The organism is Bradyrhizobium sp., from assembly GCF_027451485.1.
In the GTDB taxonomy this organism is placed as follows: Bacteria; Pseudomonadota; Alphaproteobacteria; order Rhizobiales; family Xanthobacteraceae; genus Bradyrhizobium.
On the sequence record NZ_DAIDJE010000026.1, the window covers coordinates 1 to 14,983 of the forward strand.

Here is a 14,983-nt window from a genome sequence, read left to right on the forward strand (position 1 = left end):
GTGACGCCACAACCTTCGCTTGCGCGGCATTTCCTTTTGGATAGGCTCTCTGAAAATCAAATCAGACCCGAACTCAAACGATCGGGTGGACAGACAGGGAGGGCTGCCATGCATCGCAGATGGACGCTGGCGATTATCGGGCTGATCTTGATTTTGGCCGGCGGGTTGCTCGCGCATTTGACGCAGACCGCGGGCGGCATTCAAATCCGTGACGTGCGATTCAAGGGCGCCAAGGGCAACACCATGAGCGCCCTTCTTTACGTTCCGCCGAACGCAACGCCGCAGCACCCCGCTCCCGGCATTCTCGCCGTCCACGGCTACATCAATTCGCGGGAGACCCAGGACGGCTTTGCCATCGAGTTCGCCCGCCGCGGTTACGTGGTGCTGGCGATCGACCAGACCGGTCACGGCTATAGCGACCCGCCGGCCTTCGCCAACGGGTTTGGCGGCCCCGACGGTCTTGCCCATCTGCGCAGTCTTGAATTCGTCGACAAGGACAATATCGGGCTCGAAGGCCATTCGATGGGCGGCTGGACGGTGCTCGCGGCTGCCAGCGCCATGCCGAACGATTACAAGTCGATGGTGCTGGAGGGATCGTCGACCGGAAAGCCGTTCGCGGCCGAAGGTACTGCGAGCTGGCCGCGCAATGTCGCGCTGGTGTTCGCCCAATATGAAGAGTTCTCCGAGTTGATGTGGGGCGTCGAGCGCGCGCGCGACGTCACGCAGAGCAAGAAGCTGTGGGCGCTGTTCGGCACGCAAGGTCCCATCGAGCCCGGCAAGATCTATGGCGACCTCGCCCAAGGCACGGCGCGCGTCTTGTACACGCCTGCGATGACCCATCCCGCCGAGCATATTTCGAGACAAGCCATCGGCTATAGCCTCGACTGGTTTGCAAGGACGCTGAAAGGCGGAACGCCCCGTCCCGCCGAGGACCAGATCTGGTTCCGGAAAGAGCTCGGCACGCTGGTTGCTCTGGTCGGCTTCGCTGCCCTTCTGCTCGGGGTGTTTGACGGGCTCACCGAAGCCCCGGTTTTCTCACGCTTGCGGCTGCCGCAGGCAGCCGATGGCCTGGCGCTGAAGCAGACGACCACCACAGGCGGCCGGTGGCTCGCCGCCCTGCTGCTGTCGGCCTTCATCCCGGCGCTGACCTATTATCCGGCGTTTGCGCTCGGTGGGACCTTTGTTCCTGCCTCCCGCTTCCTGCCCCAGGCCATTACGAACCAGGTCCTGGTCTGGGCTGTCATCAACGGCCTGATCGCGCTGGCCCTGATGCCGTTCGCACCGAAACGCGCCCACCGGGCCGGCATCATCGGTCCCTCGATCGTGATCGCGCTGGTAACGGTCGCGGTCGGCTACGCCGCGCTCTGGCTGTCCGACCTCATCTTCAAGATCGACTTCCGTTTCTGGATCGTCGCCCTGAAACTGATGAGCGCGAAGCAATTCCTGATCTTCCTGATCTACCTGCCGCCATTGACAGCCTTTTTCGTGATCGCGCTGCACGTCCTGCACCGCAATTTCTCCAGCATCGGCGCCCCGCGGGGCGGGCTCTATCTGACCAATATCCTCGCCATGACGCTCGGCTTCATCGTGCTGGTCGGCGCGCAATACCTGACGCTATGGCTGTCGGGAAAGCTGTTCAACCCGATCCCCGACCCCGGCTTCGTGCCGCTTTCGACGATCGTGGCGATCCAGTTCGTGCCGCTGCTTGCGATCGTCGCCGTCATCGCAACTTTCACCTGGCGGCGCACCGGCTCGAGCCTGCCGGGCGCCCTGATCTGCGGCCTGTTCGTCACCTGGTATGTGGTGGCCGGCACGGCCACCCAGGCGGCATTTTGATGATCTGACGGCACCTGCCGGTCATTCCAGGGCGCGCGTTGGCGCGAACCGGAATCCGTTCTTCCAAAAGCGCTGCCGGGGGATGGATTTCCGGGCTCGCTCGTTTCGCTCGCGCCCCGGAATGACGCGGGTGAGCGGCTTTCGCACCTCGCCGGGCGGTGCTATAGCGCGGGGGCAAATCAGTCAGCTCTCACGCGTTATTCCAAAAAGGCCTTAGAACCCCATGGCAAAAATCAAGGTGACCAACCCCGTCGTCGAACTCGATGGCGACGAGATGACCCGGATCATCTGGCAGTACATCAAGGACAAGCTGATCCATCCTTTCCTCGATATCGATCTGATGTATTTCGACCTCGGAATGGAATACCGCGACAAGACCAACGACAAGGTCACCGTCGATGCCGCCAATGCCATCAAGAAGGTCGGCGTCGGCGTCAAGTGCGCCACCATCACCCCGGACGAGGCGCGGGTGAAGGAATTCGGCCTCAAGGAAATGTGGAAGTCGCCGAACGGCACCATCCGCAACATCCTGGGCGGCTGCATCTTCCGCGAGCCGATCATCTGCAAGAACGTGCCGCGCCTGGTGCCGGGCTGGACCAAGCCGATCATCATCGGCCGCCACGCCTATGGCGACCAGTACCGCGCCACCGACATCAAATTCCCCGGCAAGGGCACGCTGTCGCTGAAGTTCGTCGGCGAAGACGGCACGGTAATCGAGAGGGAAGTCTTCAAGGCGCCGGGCCCGGGCGTTGCGATGGAGATGTACAATCTCGACGATTCCATCATCGACTTTGCGCGCGCCTCCTTCAACTACGGCCTGATGCGGAACTATCCGGTCTATCTCTCGACCAAGAACACCATCCTCAAGGTCTATGACGGCCGCTTCAAGGATATCTTCCAGGACATCTTCGACCGCGAATTCAAGAAGGAATTCGACGCCAAGGGCCTCACCTACGAGCACCGCCTGATCGACGACATGGTGGCCTCGGCGCTGAAATGGTCCGGCGGCTATGTCTGGGCGTGCAAGAACTACGACGGCGACGTGCAGTCCGACACGGTGGCGCAGGGCTACGGCTCGCTCGGCCTGATGACCTCGGTGCTGCTCACTCCCGACGGCAAGACGGTGGAAGCCGAAGCCGCCCACGGCACGGTGACGCGCCACTACCGCGAGCACCAGAAGGGCAAGGAGACCTCGACCAACTCGATCGCCTCGATCTTCGCCTGGACGAGGGGTCTCGCGCACCGCGCCAAGCTCGACAACAACGCGCAACTCGCGAAATTCGCGACCACGCTCGAGAAGGTCTGCGTCGATACGGTCGAGGCCGGTTTCATGACCAAGGACCTCGCGCTCCTGGTCGGCGCCGACCAGCGCTGGCTCTCGACCACCGGCTTCCTCGACAAGGTCGCCGACAATCTCACCAAGGCGATGGCCGCCTGACACACCACGTCACTGCGACAGGCAGCGAAGCAATCCGTTATTGCCGTCATTCCGGGGGTGCCTCTTCGGAGGCCCCGGAATGACGCAAAGCCATTGAGGCACGATCGGAGTATGAAATGTCGATTCCTGCTCGCGCCATCCTCGCTCTCGTCCTCCTCACCGGTCTGAATGTGAGCGCCGGGGCCGAGACAAAACTGCCCGACGCCATCGCGGCGCCGGGAGAGACCGTGGTCCTCAGCGCGCATGCGGAAGGCGCGCAGGTTTACGAATGCAAGGCGGGCGGCGACGGCAAGCTCGCCTGGACCTTCCGCGAACCGATCGCGAGCCTGTTGGTCGACGGCAAGACGGTCGGCCGGCATTATGCCGGGCCAACCTGGGAAAACGTCGACGGCAGCGCAGTGGTCGGCAAGGTCACGGGCAACGCGCCGGGCGCGACGGCTGACGACATTGCCTGGCTGAAGCTGCAGGTGACGGCCTCGCACGGCAAGGGTGTGCTGACCGGCGTCACCACCGTGCAGCGGATCAACACCAAGGGCGGCAAGCTCGTGGGCGCCTGCGACAAGGCCGGCAGCTTCAAATCGGCGCCCTACTCGGCGGACTACGTATTCCTGCGCAAGGCGTGAGGCCTTGACACTTTGACGCGTTTTCTTCACGCGAACCGGTTTCCACTTCGCTCGAAAACGCCAAGCGCGCCATTTTGATGCATCGGCATCGCTGGACCGCAAAATTAACAGTCGAATCAGGCGCGGCTTCCCTGTAAGCCGCGCCTTGTCATTTGAACATGCCCGCGCCGAACAGCGGGTCCCGGCCTGCCAGGAGGAAGCCATGCCTGCCTATCGTTCCCGCACCACCACCCACGGCCGCAACATGGCCGGCGCCCGGGGCCTGTGGCGCGCCACGGGCATGAAGAACGAGGATTTTGGCAAGCCGATCATCGCGATCGCCAATTCGTTCACCCAGTTCGTCCCGGGTCATGTGCACCTGAAGGACCTCGGGCAACTGGTGGCGCGCGAGATCGAGAAGGCCGGCGGCGTAGCCAAGGAGTTCAATACCATCGCGGTCGACGACGGCATCGCCATGGGCCATGACGGCATGCTCTACAGCCTGCCCTCGCGCGAACTGATCGCCGACAGCGTCGAATACATGGTCAATGCCCATTGCGCCGACGCGCTGGTCTGCATCTCCAACTGCGACAAGATCACGCCCGGCATGCTGATGGCCGCGCTGCGGCTCAACATCCCGACCGTGTTCGTCTCCGGCGGGCCGATGGAATCCGGCAAGGTCACCATCAAGGGCAAGGCCCGCGCGGTCGACCTGATCGATGCCATGGTCGCGGCCGCCGACGACAAGGTCTCAGACACCGAGGTCGAGGTGATCGAACGCTCGGCCTGCCCGACCTGCGGCTCCTGCTCCGGCATGTTCACCGCCAACTCCATGAACTGCCTCACCGAGGCGCTCGGCCTGTCGCTGCCCGGCAACGGCTCCGTGCTGGCGACCCACGCTGACCGCAAGGGCCTGTTCGTCGAGGCCGGCCACCTGATCGTCGATCTGGCGCGGCGGTACTACGAGCAGGACGACGACAAGGTCCTCCCCCGCAACATCGCAAACTTCAAGGCGTTCGAAAACGCCATGAGCCTCGATATCGCCATGGGCGGTTCGACCAACACGGTGCTGCATCTGCTCGCCGCCGCCCACGAAGGCGAAGTGCCCTTCACCATGAAGGACATCGACCGCCTGTCGCGGAAGGTCCCCGTGCTCTGCAAGGTCGCGCCATCGGTGGCTGACGTGCACCTTGAAGACGTGCACCGCGCCGGCGGCGTGCTTGCCATCATGGGCGAACTGGAGCGCGCCGGTCTCATTCATTCCGATCTGCCCAGCGTGCATTCGACATCGCTTGCGGCAGCGCTGGAACGCTGGGACATCGCCCGCACCAAGAGCGAGAGCGTCCGCAAGTTCTACATGGCTGCGCCCGGCAACGTGCCGACACAGGAAGCCTTCAGCCAGGATCGCCGCTTCGATGAGCTTGACCTCGACCGTACGAACGGCTGCATCCGCAGCGCCGAACATGCCTATTCCAAAGACGGTGGTCTGGCCGTGCTCTATGGCAATCTCGCGCTCGACGGCTGCATCGTGAAGACCGCCGGCGTCGACGCCAGCATTTTGAAGTTTTCCGGTCCCGCGCGCGTTCTTGAAAGCCAGGACGCCGCGGTGGAGGCGATCCTCACCAACAAGATCAAGGAAGGCGACGTCGTCGTTATCATCTACGAAGGCCCGCGCGGCGGCCCGGGCATGCAGGAGATGCTCTATCCGACGAGCTATCTGAAATCCAAGGGCCTCGGCAAGGCCTGCGCGCTCGTCACCGACGGTCGGTTCTCGGGCGGCTCGTCGGGTCTGTCGATCGGCCACGTCTCGCCGGAAGCAGCCGAAGGCGGCCTGATCGGCCTCGTGCAGGATGGCGACACCATCGAGATCGACATCCCGGCCCGCTCGATCAATCTTGCGGTCGGCGAAGCCGAGCTGAAGCGGCGCCGAGAGGCGATGCAAGCCAAGGGCAAGAACGCCTGGAAGCCGGCCAAACGCGCCCGCAAGGTTTCGACCGCGCTCAAAGCCTATGCCGCGCTCACCACCAGCGCCGCCCGCGGCGCCGTTCGCGTCGTAAAGGATTAGCCTGAAACTGCAGCCTGCCTGTCACTGCGCCCTCTCCGCCTGGAGAGGGTAATGTCCATCCTGCGTGTCACGGCCGCGGTGCGGCGTAAAACGCTGCGCTGATCGTCCGTTAAAAAAAGGCGCATGAGTGCGCATGGCCCGTTGCGCCGCATCCGGGAAACGCAAGGCGCTCACGCCCCCGCCATCGCCTTTTCGATCGCGGCGAGCGCAGCGTTGGCTTTGGCGCCATCGGGGCCACCGGCCTGGGCCATGTCGGGCCGGCCGCCGCCGCCCTTGCCGCCCAGCGCTTCCGACGCCACACGCACCAGATCGACCGCGTTGTAGCGCGCGGTGAGATCGGACGTGACGCCGACGACGACGCCGGCCTTGCCGTCGCCAGTGACGCCGACGATCGCGACCACGCCGGACCCGAGCTGCTTCTTGCCGTCATCGGCGAGGCTCTTGAGATCCTTCATCTCGATGCCTTCGACAGCCCGCGCCATCAGCTTGACGTTGCCGACGTCGCGGACGCCTGCCGCACCCGACCCATTCGCCGCGGACGCGCCGCCCATCGCAAGCTTCTTGCGCACGTCAGACAGATCGCGTTCAAGCTTCTTGCGCTCTTCCATCAGCGCCGATATCCGCGACGGCATGTCTTCCGGCGTGCTGCGCAGTTCGGAGGCCGCGTGCCTTGCGAGCTGCATCATCTCGTTGGCATGCTTGCGCGCGTAGTTGCCGGTCAACGCCTCGATGCGGCGCACGCCGGAAGACACTGCGCTTTCCGATGTCACCGAAATCAGTCCGATATCGCCGGTGCGCCTGACATGCGTGCCGCCGCACAGTTCGACCGACCAGCCGAGTGCGTTCTGGCCGTGCTCGCGCGCACTCTTGCCCATCGAGACCACGCGGACCTCGTCGCCGTATTTTTCGCCGAACAGGGCGCGCGCGCCCGCCTCGCGCGCCTCGTCGACGCCCATCAGGCGCGTGGTGACCTCGTCGTTCTCCAGCACCACATTGTTGGCGATGTCCTCGACGCGGGCTAGTTCCTCCCGCGTGATCGGCTTCTGGTGCACGAAATCGAAGCGGAGCCGGTCCGGCGCGACCAGGGAGCCGCGCTGGGCGATGTGATCGCCCAGCACCTGGCGCAGCGCCTCATGAAGAATATGCGTCGCCGAATGATGCGCGCGGATCGACGAACGCCGGCCGTGATCGACCTCGAGCAGGAGCGCCGTGCCGGCCTTGAGCGTTCCCTGCTCGACCGTGCCGAGATGGACGAAGAGATCGCCGGCCTTCTTCTGCGTGTCGGTGACGCGGAAGCGCACGCCCTCGCCGGTCATCACGCCGATGTCGCCGACCTGACCGCCGGACTCGCCATAGAACGGCGTCTGGTTGAGCACGATCGCGCCGCTCTCGCCGGTCTTGAGCTGGTCGACCGCCGCGCCGTCCTTCACCAGCGCGCCGACCACGCCCTCCGCGGTCTCGGTCTCGTAGCCGAGGAACTCGGTTGCACCGAGTTTCTCGCGCAGCGGAAACCAGATCGCTTCGCTCGCCGTATCCCCGCTTCCCACCCAGGAGGCGCGCGCCTTCTGGCGCTGGCGCTCCATCGCATCGTCGAACGACGCCTGATCGACGCTGATGCCGCGCGATTTCAGCGCGTCCTGCGTCAGGTCGAGCGGGAAACCATAGGTGTCGTAGAGCGTGAACGCGGTGTCGCCGTCGAACATGTCGCCTTTCTTGAGGCCCGCGCTCTTCTCGTCGAGAATCGCAAGACCGCGGTCCAGCGTCTTGCGGAAGCGCGTCTCTTCCAGCCGCAGCGTTTCCTCGATCAGCGTCTCGGCACGCACCAGTTCCGGATAGGCCTGACCCATTTCGCGCACCAGCGCCCAGACCAGACGGTGCATCAGCGGCTCGCGCGCGCCGAGCAGCTGCGCATGGCGCATCGCGCGGCGCATGATCCGGCGCAGCACATAGCCGCGGCCTTCGTTCGAGGGCAGCACGCCGTCGGAAATCAGGAACGACGAGGCGCGCAGGTGATCGGCGATCACCCGGTAGGAGGCGATATTGTCCTTCTTCGGACCGTGTCCGAGCGCTGACGCCGTGGCCTCGACCAGATGTCGGAACGTATCCGTCTCGAACACGCTTTCGACGCCTTGCAGGATCGAGGCCATGCGCTCGAGTCCCATGCCGGTGTCGATCGAGGGATGCGGCAGGTCGACGCGCTGCTCCGCAGTCACCTGCTCGAACTGCATGAAGACGAGGTTCCAGAATTCCAGGAAGCGGTCGCCATCCTCTTCCGGGCTGCCGGGAGGGCCGCCCCAGATGTGCTCGCCGCGATCGATGAAGATCTCCGAGCACGGCCCGCAGGGTCCGGTATCGCCCATCGCCCAGAAATTGTCCGACGTCGGAATGCGGATGATGCGGTCGTCGCTGAAGCCCGCGATCTTCTTCCAGAACACGGCGGCATCGTCGTCGGTGTGATAGACGGTGACGAGCAGCTTGTCCTTCTTCAGCCCGAACTCCCTGGTGATCAGCTTCCAGGCGAGCTCGATCGCGCGCTCCTTGAAGTAATCGCCGAACGAGAAGTTGCCGAGCATCTCGAAGAACGTGAGGTGGCGCGCGGTATAGCCGACATTGTCGAGATCGTTGTGCTTGCCGCCGGCACGCACGCACTTTTGCGAGGTGGTGGCGCGCCGATAGGAGCGCTTCTCGACGCCGGTGAAGACGTTCTTGAACTGCACCATGCCGGCATTGGTGAACATCAAGGTCGGATCGTTGCGCGGCACGAGCGGCGACGACGACACGATTTCGTGGCCGTTATCGGCGAAAAATTTGAGGAAAGTCGACCTGATTTCGTTAACGCCGCTCATCAAACGTCCAATCGCCAAACTGCTTAAAAGGCGCGTCTCGCCGAGACGCTTTTAGACAAGGGGGAAAGCGCTGTCCAGAAACTTGCAACACCTTCAGAGGGTTGCAGCAACTGCCTGCTATTGTCGCGGCGCCGCTGACGATTTGACGTTGATAGCGCGGCAGTCGTGAGCCTGACAGGCTTGGCGCGGCCCGCTTTTTCGCATATCTATCTGCCATCGTCGCGTCGGGAGAGACCGGCTTACGCGGCCGGCGCCGAAGGAGCAACCGCCCCGGAAACTCTCAGGCAAAAGGACCCTCGTGACGTCGATACATCTGGAAAGAGGCACTTGACGGGTTCGTCCCGGATGTGCCCGCCGACGGGATAATACTCTCAGGCACAGCGACAGATGGGGCTTTTCGGATCGGGAGGGAATCATCCCTCGTTCGATCCGCGAGGGCTCCAAATATGCCGGCTGTCGAAGTTTCTCCTTCCCCGCCTCCCCTGAAACAAACGCCGCTGCACGCCTTGCACCTTGCCCGCGGCGGCAAGATGGTGCCGTTTGCCGGCCATGACATGCCGGTGCAGTACGGAACCGGCGTCCTCAGGGAACATCTGCATACCCGCAGCTCTGCCGGTCTGTTCGACGTTTCGCATATGGGCCAGATCCGCCTGCTGCCGAAATCCGGCCGCATCGAGGATGCGGCGCGCGCGCTGGAAGCGCTGGTGCCGCAGGACATTCTGGCGCTCGCGCCGGGTCGGCAGCGCTATGCGCAGTTCACCAACGAAGCCGGCGGCATCCTCGACGACCTGATGGTCGCGAATTTCGGCGACCACCTGTTCCTTGTCGTCAACGCCGCCTGCAAGGCTGACGACGAGACGCTGCTGACGGAGCATCTCTCGGATGTCTGCACCGTCGAACCGCTGCGCGATCGGGCGCTGCTCGCCCTGCAGGGACCAAAGGCCTGCTCGGTGCTCGCGAAGTACGACGCCACGATCTCCGCCATGAAGTTCATGGATGCCGGCCCGCGCCGGCTCGCCGGGCTCGACTGTTTTGTCGCCCGCTCCGGCTATACCGGGGAAGACGGCTTTGAGATTTCGGTCCCCGCCGAAGCGGCCGAAGGCTTTGCAAGCGAATTACTTGCTGATGCGGCCGTGATGCCGATCGGCCTCGGCGCGCGCGACAGCCTGCGGCTGGAGGCCGGGCTTTGTCTTTACGGCCACGACCTCGATGGCGCGACGACGCCGGTCGAAGCCGCGCTGGAATGGTCGATCCAAAAGAGCCGCCGCAAGGGCGGCGCGCGGCCCGGCGGCTTTCCGGGCGCGGATGAAATCCTGAAGCAGCTCGATCATGGCGCGCCGCGCCGCCGCCTTGGCCTGAAACCCGAGGGCCGTGCACCCGTGCGCGAAGGTGCGCGGCTCTTTGCCGATGCGACCTCCTCGGAGGCGATCGGCAGGGTTACCTCCGGCGGCTTTGCGCCGAGCCTCAGTGCGCCGGTCGCGATGGGGTATCTGCCCGCATCGCACGCAGCACCCGACACCGTCGTCTTCGCGGAAGTGCGCGGCCAGCGCCTCAGCCTGCGCGTGGCGCCGATGCCATTCGTTCCCAACACCTATAAACGCTGAAGGATCCTGCATGATGACGCTCTACACCGCCGACCACGAATGGCTCCGCATCGACGGCGACGTGGCCACCATCGGCGTGACGGACTATGCGCAATCGCAGCTCGGCGACGTCGTGTTCGTCGAGCTGCCAAAGGTCGGCCGCACCTTGAAAAAGGCGGAAGCGGCGGCCGTCGTCGAATCGGTCAAGGCGGCCTCCGACGTTTACGCGCCGATCTCCGGCGAGGTGCTGGAAATCAACAATGATCTCGCGGGAGAACCCGCGCTGGTCAACTCCGATGCCGCCGGCAAGGCCTGGTTCTTCAAGGTGAAGATAGCAGACAAAAGCGAACTCAACGGCCTGATGGATGAGGCCGCCTATCAGAAACACATTGCCTGATCGCGAGGGGAAGCCGATGACCGCGCCTGTCAAAACGCTCAGCGAGCCCGCCACGACGTTCGTGCGCCGCCATATCGGCCCGGCCCCGCACGAGGTCGCCGCGATGCTGAAAACCGTAGGCAGCCCCAGCCTCTCGGCGCTGATGGCGGAGACGCTGCCTGCCTCGATCCGCCAGCAAGCGCCGCTCGATCTCGGCCGCGCTCTGAGCGAGACCGAGGCGCTCGCCCACATGCGGGAGCTCGCTGGAAAAAATCAGGTGTTCACCTCCCTGATCGGCCAGGGTTATTCCGGCACGATTTTGCCCACGGTGATCCAGCGCAACATCCTGGAGAACCCGGCCTGGTACACGGCCTACACGCCTTACCAGCCGGAGATCAGCCAAGGGCGGCTGGAAGCGCTGTTCATCTTCCAGACCATGATCTGCGAGCTCACCGGGCTCGACATCGCCAACGCCTCGCTGCTCGACGAGGCGACCGCAGCGGCGGAAGCGATGGCGCTCGCCGAGCGCGTCTCCTCAAGCAAGACGAAGTCGTTCTTCGTCGATGCCGACGTGCATCCGCAGACGCTTGCCGTGCTGCGCACCCGCGCCGCGCCCTTGGGGTGGACTCTGATCGTCGGCGATCCGCTTAGCGAGCTTGAGAACGCCGACGTGTTCGGCGGCCTGCTGCAATATCCGGGCTCGTCTGGCGCCGTGCGCGACCTCAAGCCCGCGATCTCAGCGCTTCACGCCAAGGGCGCGCTCGCGGTTGTCGCCGCCGATCTTCTGGGCCTGGCGCTGCTTGCGTCGCCCGGCGAACTCGGCGCCGACATCGCGATCGGCTCGGCACAGCGCTTTGGAGTGCCGATGGGCTATGGCGGCCCGCACGCGGCCTATATGGCGGTGCGCGAGGCGTTGAAGCGCGCGCTGCCCGGCCGGCTTGTCGGATTGTCGGTGGATTCCCGCGGACAGCCGGCCTATCGGCTGGCGCTGCAAACCCGCGAACAGCACATCCGCCGCGAGAAGGCGACCTCCAACATCTGCACCGCGCAGGTGCTGCTCGCGATCATCGCTGCGATGTATGCGGTCTATCATGGCCCCGAGGGACTGACCCACATCGCCCGGCGCGTGCATCGCCGCACGGCCGTGCTGGCGGAGGGACTGCGGAAGCTGGGCTTTGCGCCGCGGTCGCAAGCGTTCTTTGACACGGTATCGGTCGAGGTCGGCGACAAGCAGAAAGCAATCGTCGCGCGGGCACAGGCCGAAAGGATCAATTTGCGGATCGGCGATGGCGTGCTCGGCATCGCACTCGACGAGACCACGGGTGAGGAGACGGTCGAGGCGGTCTGGCGCGCTTTCGGCGGCGAATTCAGCTACGCCGAGGTCGAGAAGACCGCCAGCGACGCCCTGCCGGCCGGGCTGGCGCGGGCCAGCGCGTTCCTCACCCATCCGGTGTTTCACGCCCATCGCTCGGAGACGGAGCTCTTGCGCTACATGCGCAAGCTCGCCGACCGCGACCTCGCGCTCGATCGCGCAATGATTCCGCTCGGCTCCTGCACCATGAAACTCAATGCGACGACCGAGATGATGCCGCTGACCTGGGCGGAATTCGGCTCGCTGCATCCGTTCGCGCCGCGCGAGCAGGCGCAAGGCTACCACGCGCTGTTTGCGCGGCTTGAAAAGTGGCTGTCCGACATCACCGGCTATGACGCGATCTCGCTGCAACCGAATTCCGGCGCGCAGGGCGAATATGCCGGACTGCTTGCGATCCGCGGCTATCATGCGAGCCGCGGCGAGAGCCATCGCAATGTCTGCCTGATCCCCTCCTCCGCCCACGGCACCAATCCCGCATCGGCGCACATGGCCGGCATGGAGGTCGTCGTTGTGGCGTGCGATGCGCGCGGCGACGTCGACGTCAACGACCTCCGTGCCAAGGCCGAGCAGCACGGCAAGAACCTCGCCGCCGTGATGATCACCTACCCCTCCACGCATGGCGTATTCGAGGAGCATATCCGCGAGATCTGCGACATCGTCCACGGTCATGGCGGCCAGGTCTATCTCGACGGTGCCAATTTGAACGCGCAGGTCGGCCTTGCCAGGCCCGGCGAATACGGCGCCGATGTCAGCCACCTCAATCTGCACAAGACCTTCTGCATCCCGCATGGCGGCGGCGGCCCGGGAATGGGACCGATCGGCGTCAGGGCGCATCTGGCGCCGTTTCTGCCGGGCCATCCGGAGAACGGCCATCCCGCAAATGGCGGCAGCGCCGTGGGTCCGGTGTCGGCTGCGCCTTACGGCTCGCCATCGATCCTCACCATCTCCTATATCTACATCCTGATGATGGGCGGCAAGGGCCTGACGCGGGCGACGGAGGTTGCGATCCTGAATGCCAACTACATCGCCGCACGGCTGGAAGCGCATTTCCCGGTGCTCTACCGCAACGCCAAGGGGCGCGTCGCCCACGAGTGCATCATCGATCCCAGGCTCCTGAAGAATTCAACCGGCGTCACCGTCGACGACATTGCCAAGCGGCTGATCGATTACGGCTTTCACGCGCCGACCATGAGTTTCCCGGTACCGGGCACGCTGATGATCGAGCCGACGGAATCAGAATCCAAGGCGGAGATCGATCGCTTTTGCGACGCCATGATCGCGATCCGGCGGGAAATCGCCGAGATCGAGAGCGGCCGCTTCAAGGTCGAGGCCTCGCCGCTGCGCCACGCCCCGCACACCGTGCACGACATCGCCGACGACGCGTGGGCTCGTGCCTATGGCCGCGCCGAGGGCTGCTTCCCGGCCGGCACCTCGCGCACGGACAAATACTGGAGCCCGGTCGGGCGGGTCGACAACGTCTATGGCGACCGCCACCTCGTCTGCTCCTGTCCGCCGGTTGCCGACTACGCGCAAGCCGCTGAGTGAGTGTGTGGCGCGAAAGGTGCAGCTCCGGTGTCCCGGACGCGTTGCGGCATGCTCCCGGCGATGCGAAGCATCGTCGGGTGTGCCGCACGCAGATCCGGGACCTACATTCGACTGGCTATGACTATGGGTCCCGGACCGGCGGCGCACCACTTCGTGATGCACCCCATCCGGGACGCGAGACCTTACTCCTCCGCCGGCTCTTCGCCGTCAGCGTCGCGCTCGGGGGTGCCGGCCAGGATCTGCTCGGAAATCAGTCCTGAGTTCTGGCGGATCGCGGCTTCGATCTTGGTGGTGATGTCGGGGTTGGATTTCAAAAACGCCTTGGCGTTTTCACGGCCCTGACCGAGCCGCTGGCTGTCATACGAGAACCAGGCACCGGACTTCTCCACGATGCCGGCCTTGACGCCGAGGTCGAGGATTTCGCCCATCTTGGAGACGCCTTCGCCATACATGATGTCGAATTCGACCTGCTTGAACGGCGGCGCCAGTTTGTTCTTCACCACCTTGACGCGGGTGGTGTTGCCGACCACCTCGTCGCGCTCCTTGATGGCGCCGATGCGGCGAATGTCGAGGAGGACGGAGGCGTAGAACTTCAGCGCGTTGCCGCCGGTAGTGGTTTCCGGCGAGCCGTACATCACGCCGATCTTCATGCGGATCTGGTTGATGAAGATCACCATGGTGTTGGACTTGTTGATCGAGGCGGTGAGCTTGCGCAGCGCCTGGCTCATCAGGCGCGCCTGAAGGCCCGGCAGCGCGTCGCCCATCTCGCCCTCGAGTTCGGCCTTCGGCACCAGCGCCGCGACCGAGTCGATCACCAGCACGTCGACCGCGCCGGAGCGCACCAGCGTGTCGGCAATTTCCAGCGCCTGCTCGCCAGTATCGGGCTGCGAAATCAGGAGCTCGTCGATATTGACCCCGAGCTTGCGCGCGTAGACCGGATCGAGCGCATGTTCGGCATCGATGAAGGCGCAGATGCCGCCCTTCTTCTGCCCCTCCGCCACCGTGTGCAGCGCCAGCGTGGTTTTCCCCGAGGATTCGGGGCCGTAAATCTCGACGATCCGCCCTTTCGGCAGACCACCGACGCCGAGCGCAATGTCGAGCCCGAGCGAGCCCGACGACACCGTCTCGACGTCCATCGAGCGGTCGTTCTTGCCCAGCTTCATCACCGAACCCTTGCCGAACTGGCGCTCGATCTGGGACAGCGCGGCGGACAGGGCCTTACTCTTATCCATGGACGATCCTTCGACGATACGCAGGGCGGTAGCGGACATTTCGGTGCTCCTTATGGCGAGGATTCGCGGGCGGTACAAATGGGCGGGG

9 protein-coding genes and 1 riboswitch are annotated in these 14,983 nt (G+C 64.6%); of the genes, 7 read left to right on the forward strand and 2 right to left on the reverse strand.

The features are described 5' to 3' along the window. Positions 1-108: 108 nt before the first annotated feature. From NEZ08_RS03835 to ilvD, 4 genes are all read left to right on the forward strand, one after another. On the forward strand, positions 109-1,836 hold the full coding sequence (locus tag NEZ08_RS03835) for an alpha/beta fold hydrolase (RefSeq protein WP_298103735.1): 1,728 nt from the start codon (positions 109-111) through the stop codon (positions 1,834-1,836). A gap of 223 nt (positions 1,837-2,059) precedes the next feature. Further along, a complete protein-coding gene (locus NEZ08_RS03840; protein WP_298103737.1) occupies positions 2,060-3,274 on the forward strand; it encodes an NADP-dependent isocitrate dehydrogenase in 1,215 nt (404 codons plus the stop codon). A 116-nt stretch (positions 3,275-3,390) separates the two neighbouring features. Then, on the forward strand, positions 3,391-3,897 hold the full coding sequence (locus NEZ08_RS03845) for a DUF3455 domain-containing protein (protein ID WP_298103738.1): 507 nt from the start codon (positions 3,391-3,393) through the stop codon (positions 3,895-3,897). A 202-nt stretch (positions 3,898-4,099) separates the two neighbouring features. After that, on the forward strand, positions 4,100-5,941 hold the full coding sequence (gene ilvD / locus NEZ08_RS03850; RefSeq protein ID WP_298103739.1) for a dihydroxy-acid dehydratase: 1,842 nt from the start codon (positions 4,100-4,102) through the stop codon (positions 5,939-5,941). A 170-nt stretch (positions 5,942-6,111) separates the two neighbouring features. Here ilvD and alaS read toward each other — a convergent pair whose 3' ends face one another. Beyond that, positions 6,112-8,787: an alanine--tRNA ligase gene (gene alaS, locus NEZ08_RS03855; RefSeq protein ID WP_298103741.1), complete on the reverse strand. Its 2,676-nt coding sequence runs from the start codon at positions 8,785-8,787 to the stop codon at positions 6,112-6,114. A 215-nt stretch (positions 8,788-9,002) separates the two neighbouring features. Further along, positions 9,003-9,093, forward strand: a riboswitch (glycine riboswitch). A gap of 140 nt (positions 9,094-9,233) precedes the next feature. Between alaS and gcvT the strand changes: the two genes are divergently transcribed. Genes gcvT through gcvP form a run of 3 tightly spaced genes read left to right on the forward strand, consistent with a single transcriptional unit; the run spans position 9,234 to position 13,663 of the window. Next, a complete protein-coding gene (gene gcvT / locus NEZ08_RS03860) occupies positions 9,234-10,391 on the forward strand; it encodes a glycine cleavage system aminomethyltransferase GcvT (RefSeq protein WP_298103743.1) in 1,158 nt (385 codons plus the stop codon). Positions 10,392-10,401: 10 nt separating this feature from the next. Then, the gene (gene gcvH / locus NEZ08_RS03865) at positions 10,402-10,767 is read left to right on the forward strand and encodes a glycine cleavage system protein GcvH (protein WP_298103746.1); all 366 of its coding nucleotides are present in this window, start codon (positions 10,402-10,404) and stop codon (positions 10,765-10,767) included. Positions 10,768-10,783: 16 nt separating this feature from the next. Beyond that, positions 10,784-13,663, forward strand: coding sequence for an aminomethyl-transferring glycine dehydrogenase (gene gcvP / locus NEZ08_RS03870; protein ID WP_298103749.1), 2,880 nt, complete (start codon positions 10,784-10,786; stop codon positions 13,661-13,663). A 182-nt stretch (positions 13,664-13,845) separates the two neighbouring features. Here the strand turns inward: gcvP and recA are convergent, their stop codons facing one another. After that, positions 13,846-14,934, reverse strand: coding sequence for a recombinase RecA (gene recA, locus NEZ08_RS03875; protein ID WP_298103752.1), 1,089 nt, complete (start codon positions 14,932-14,934; stop codon positions 13,846-13,848). Between the last annotated feature and the right edge of the window lie 49 nt (positions 14,935-14,983).

Excerpts from the sequence above, each read along its gene's own strand:
- gcvP (WP_298103749.1), top strand. The coding sequence starts at position 10,784 with ATGACCGCGCCTGTCAAAACGCTCAGCGAGCCCGCCACGACGTTCGTG.
- alaS (WP_298103741.1), bottom strand. The coding sequence starts at position 8,787 with ATGAGCGGCGTTAACGAAATCAGGTCGACTTTCCTCAAATTTTTCGCC.
- NEZ08_RS03835 (WP_298103735.1), top strand. The coding sequence starts at position 109 with ATGCATCGCAGATGGACGCTGGCGATTATCGGGCTGATCTTGATTTTG.
- ilvD (WP_298103739.1), top strand. The coding sequence starts at position 4,100 with ATGCCTGCCTATCGTTCCCGCACCACCACCCACGGCCGCAACATGGCC.
- NEZ08_RS03840 (WP_298103737.1), top strand. The coding sequence starts at position 2,060 with ATGGCAAAAATCAAGGTGACCAACCCCGTCGTCGAACTCGATGGCGAC.
- NEZ08_RS03845 (WP_298103738.1), top strand. The coding sequence starts at position 3,391 with ATGTCGATTCCTGCTCGCGCCATCCTCGCTCTCGTCCTCCTCACCGGT.
- gcvH (WP_298103746.1), top strand. The coding sequence starts at position 10,402 with ATGATGACGCTCTACACCGCCGACCACGAATGGCTCCGCATCGACGGC.
- recA (WP_298103752.1), bottom strand. The coding sequence starts at position 14,934 with ATGTCCGCTACCGCCCTGCGTATCGTCGAAGGATCGTCCATGGATAAG.
- gcvT (WP_298103743.1), top strand. The coding sequence starts at position 9,234 with ATGCCGGCTGTCGAAGTTTCTCCTTCCCCGCCTCCCCTGAAACAAACG.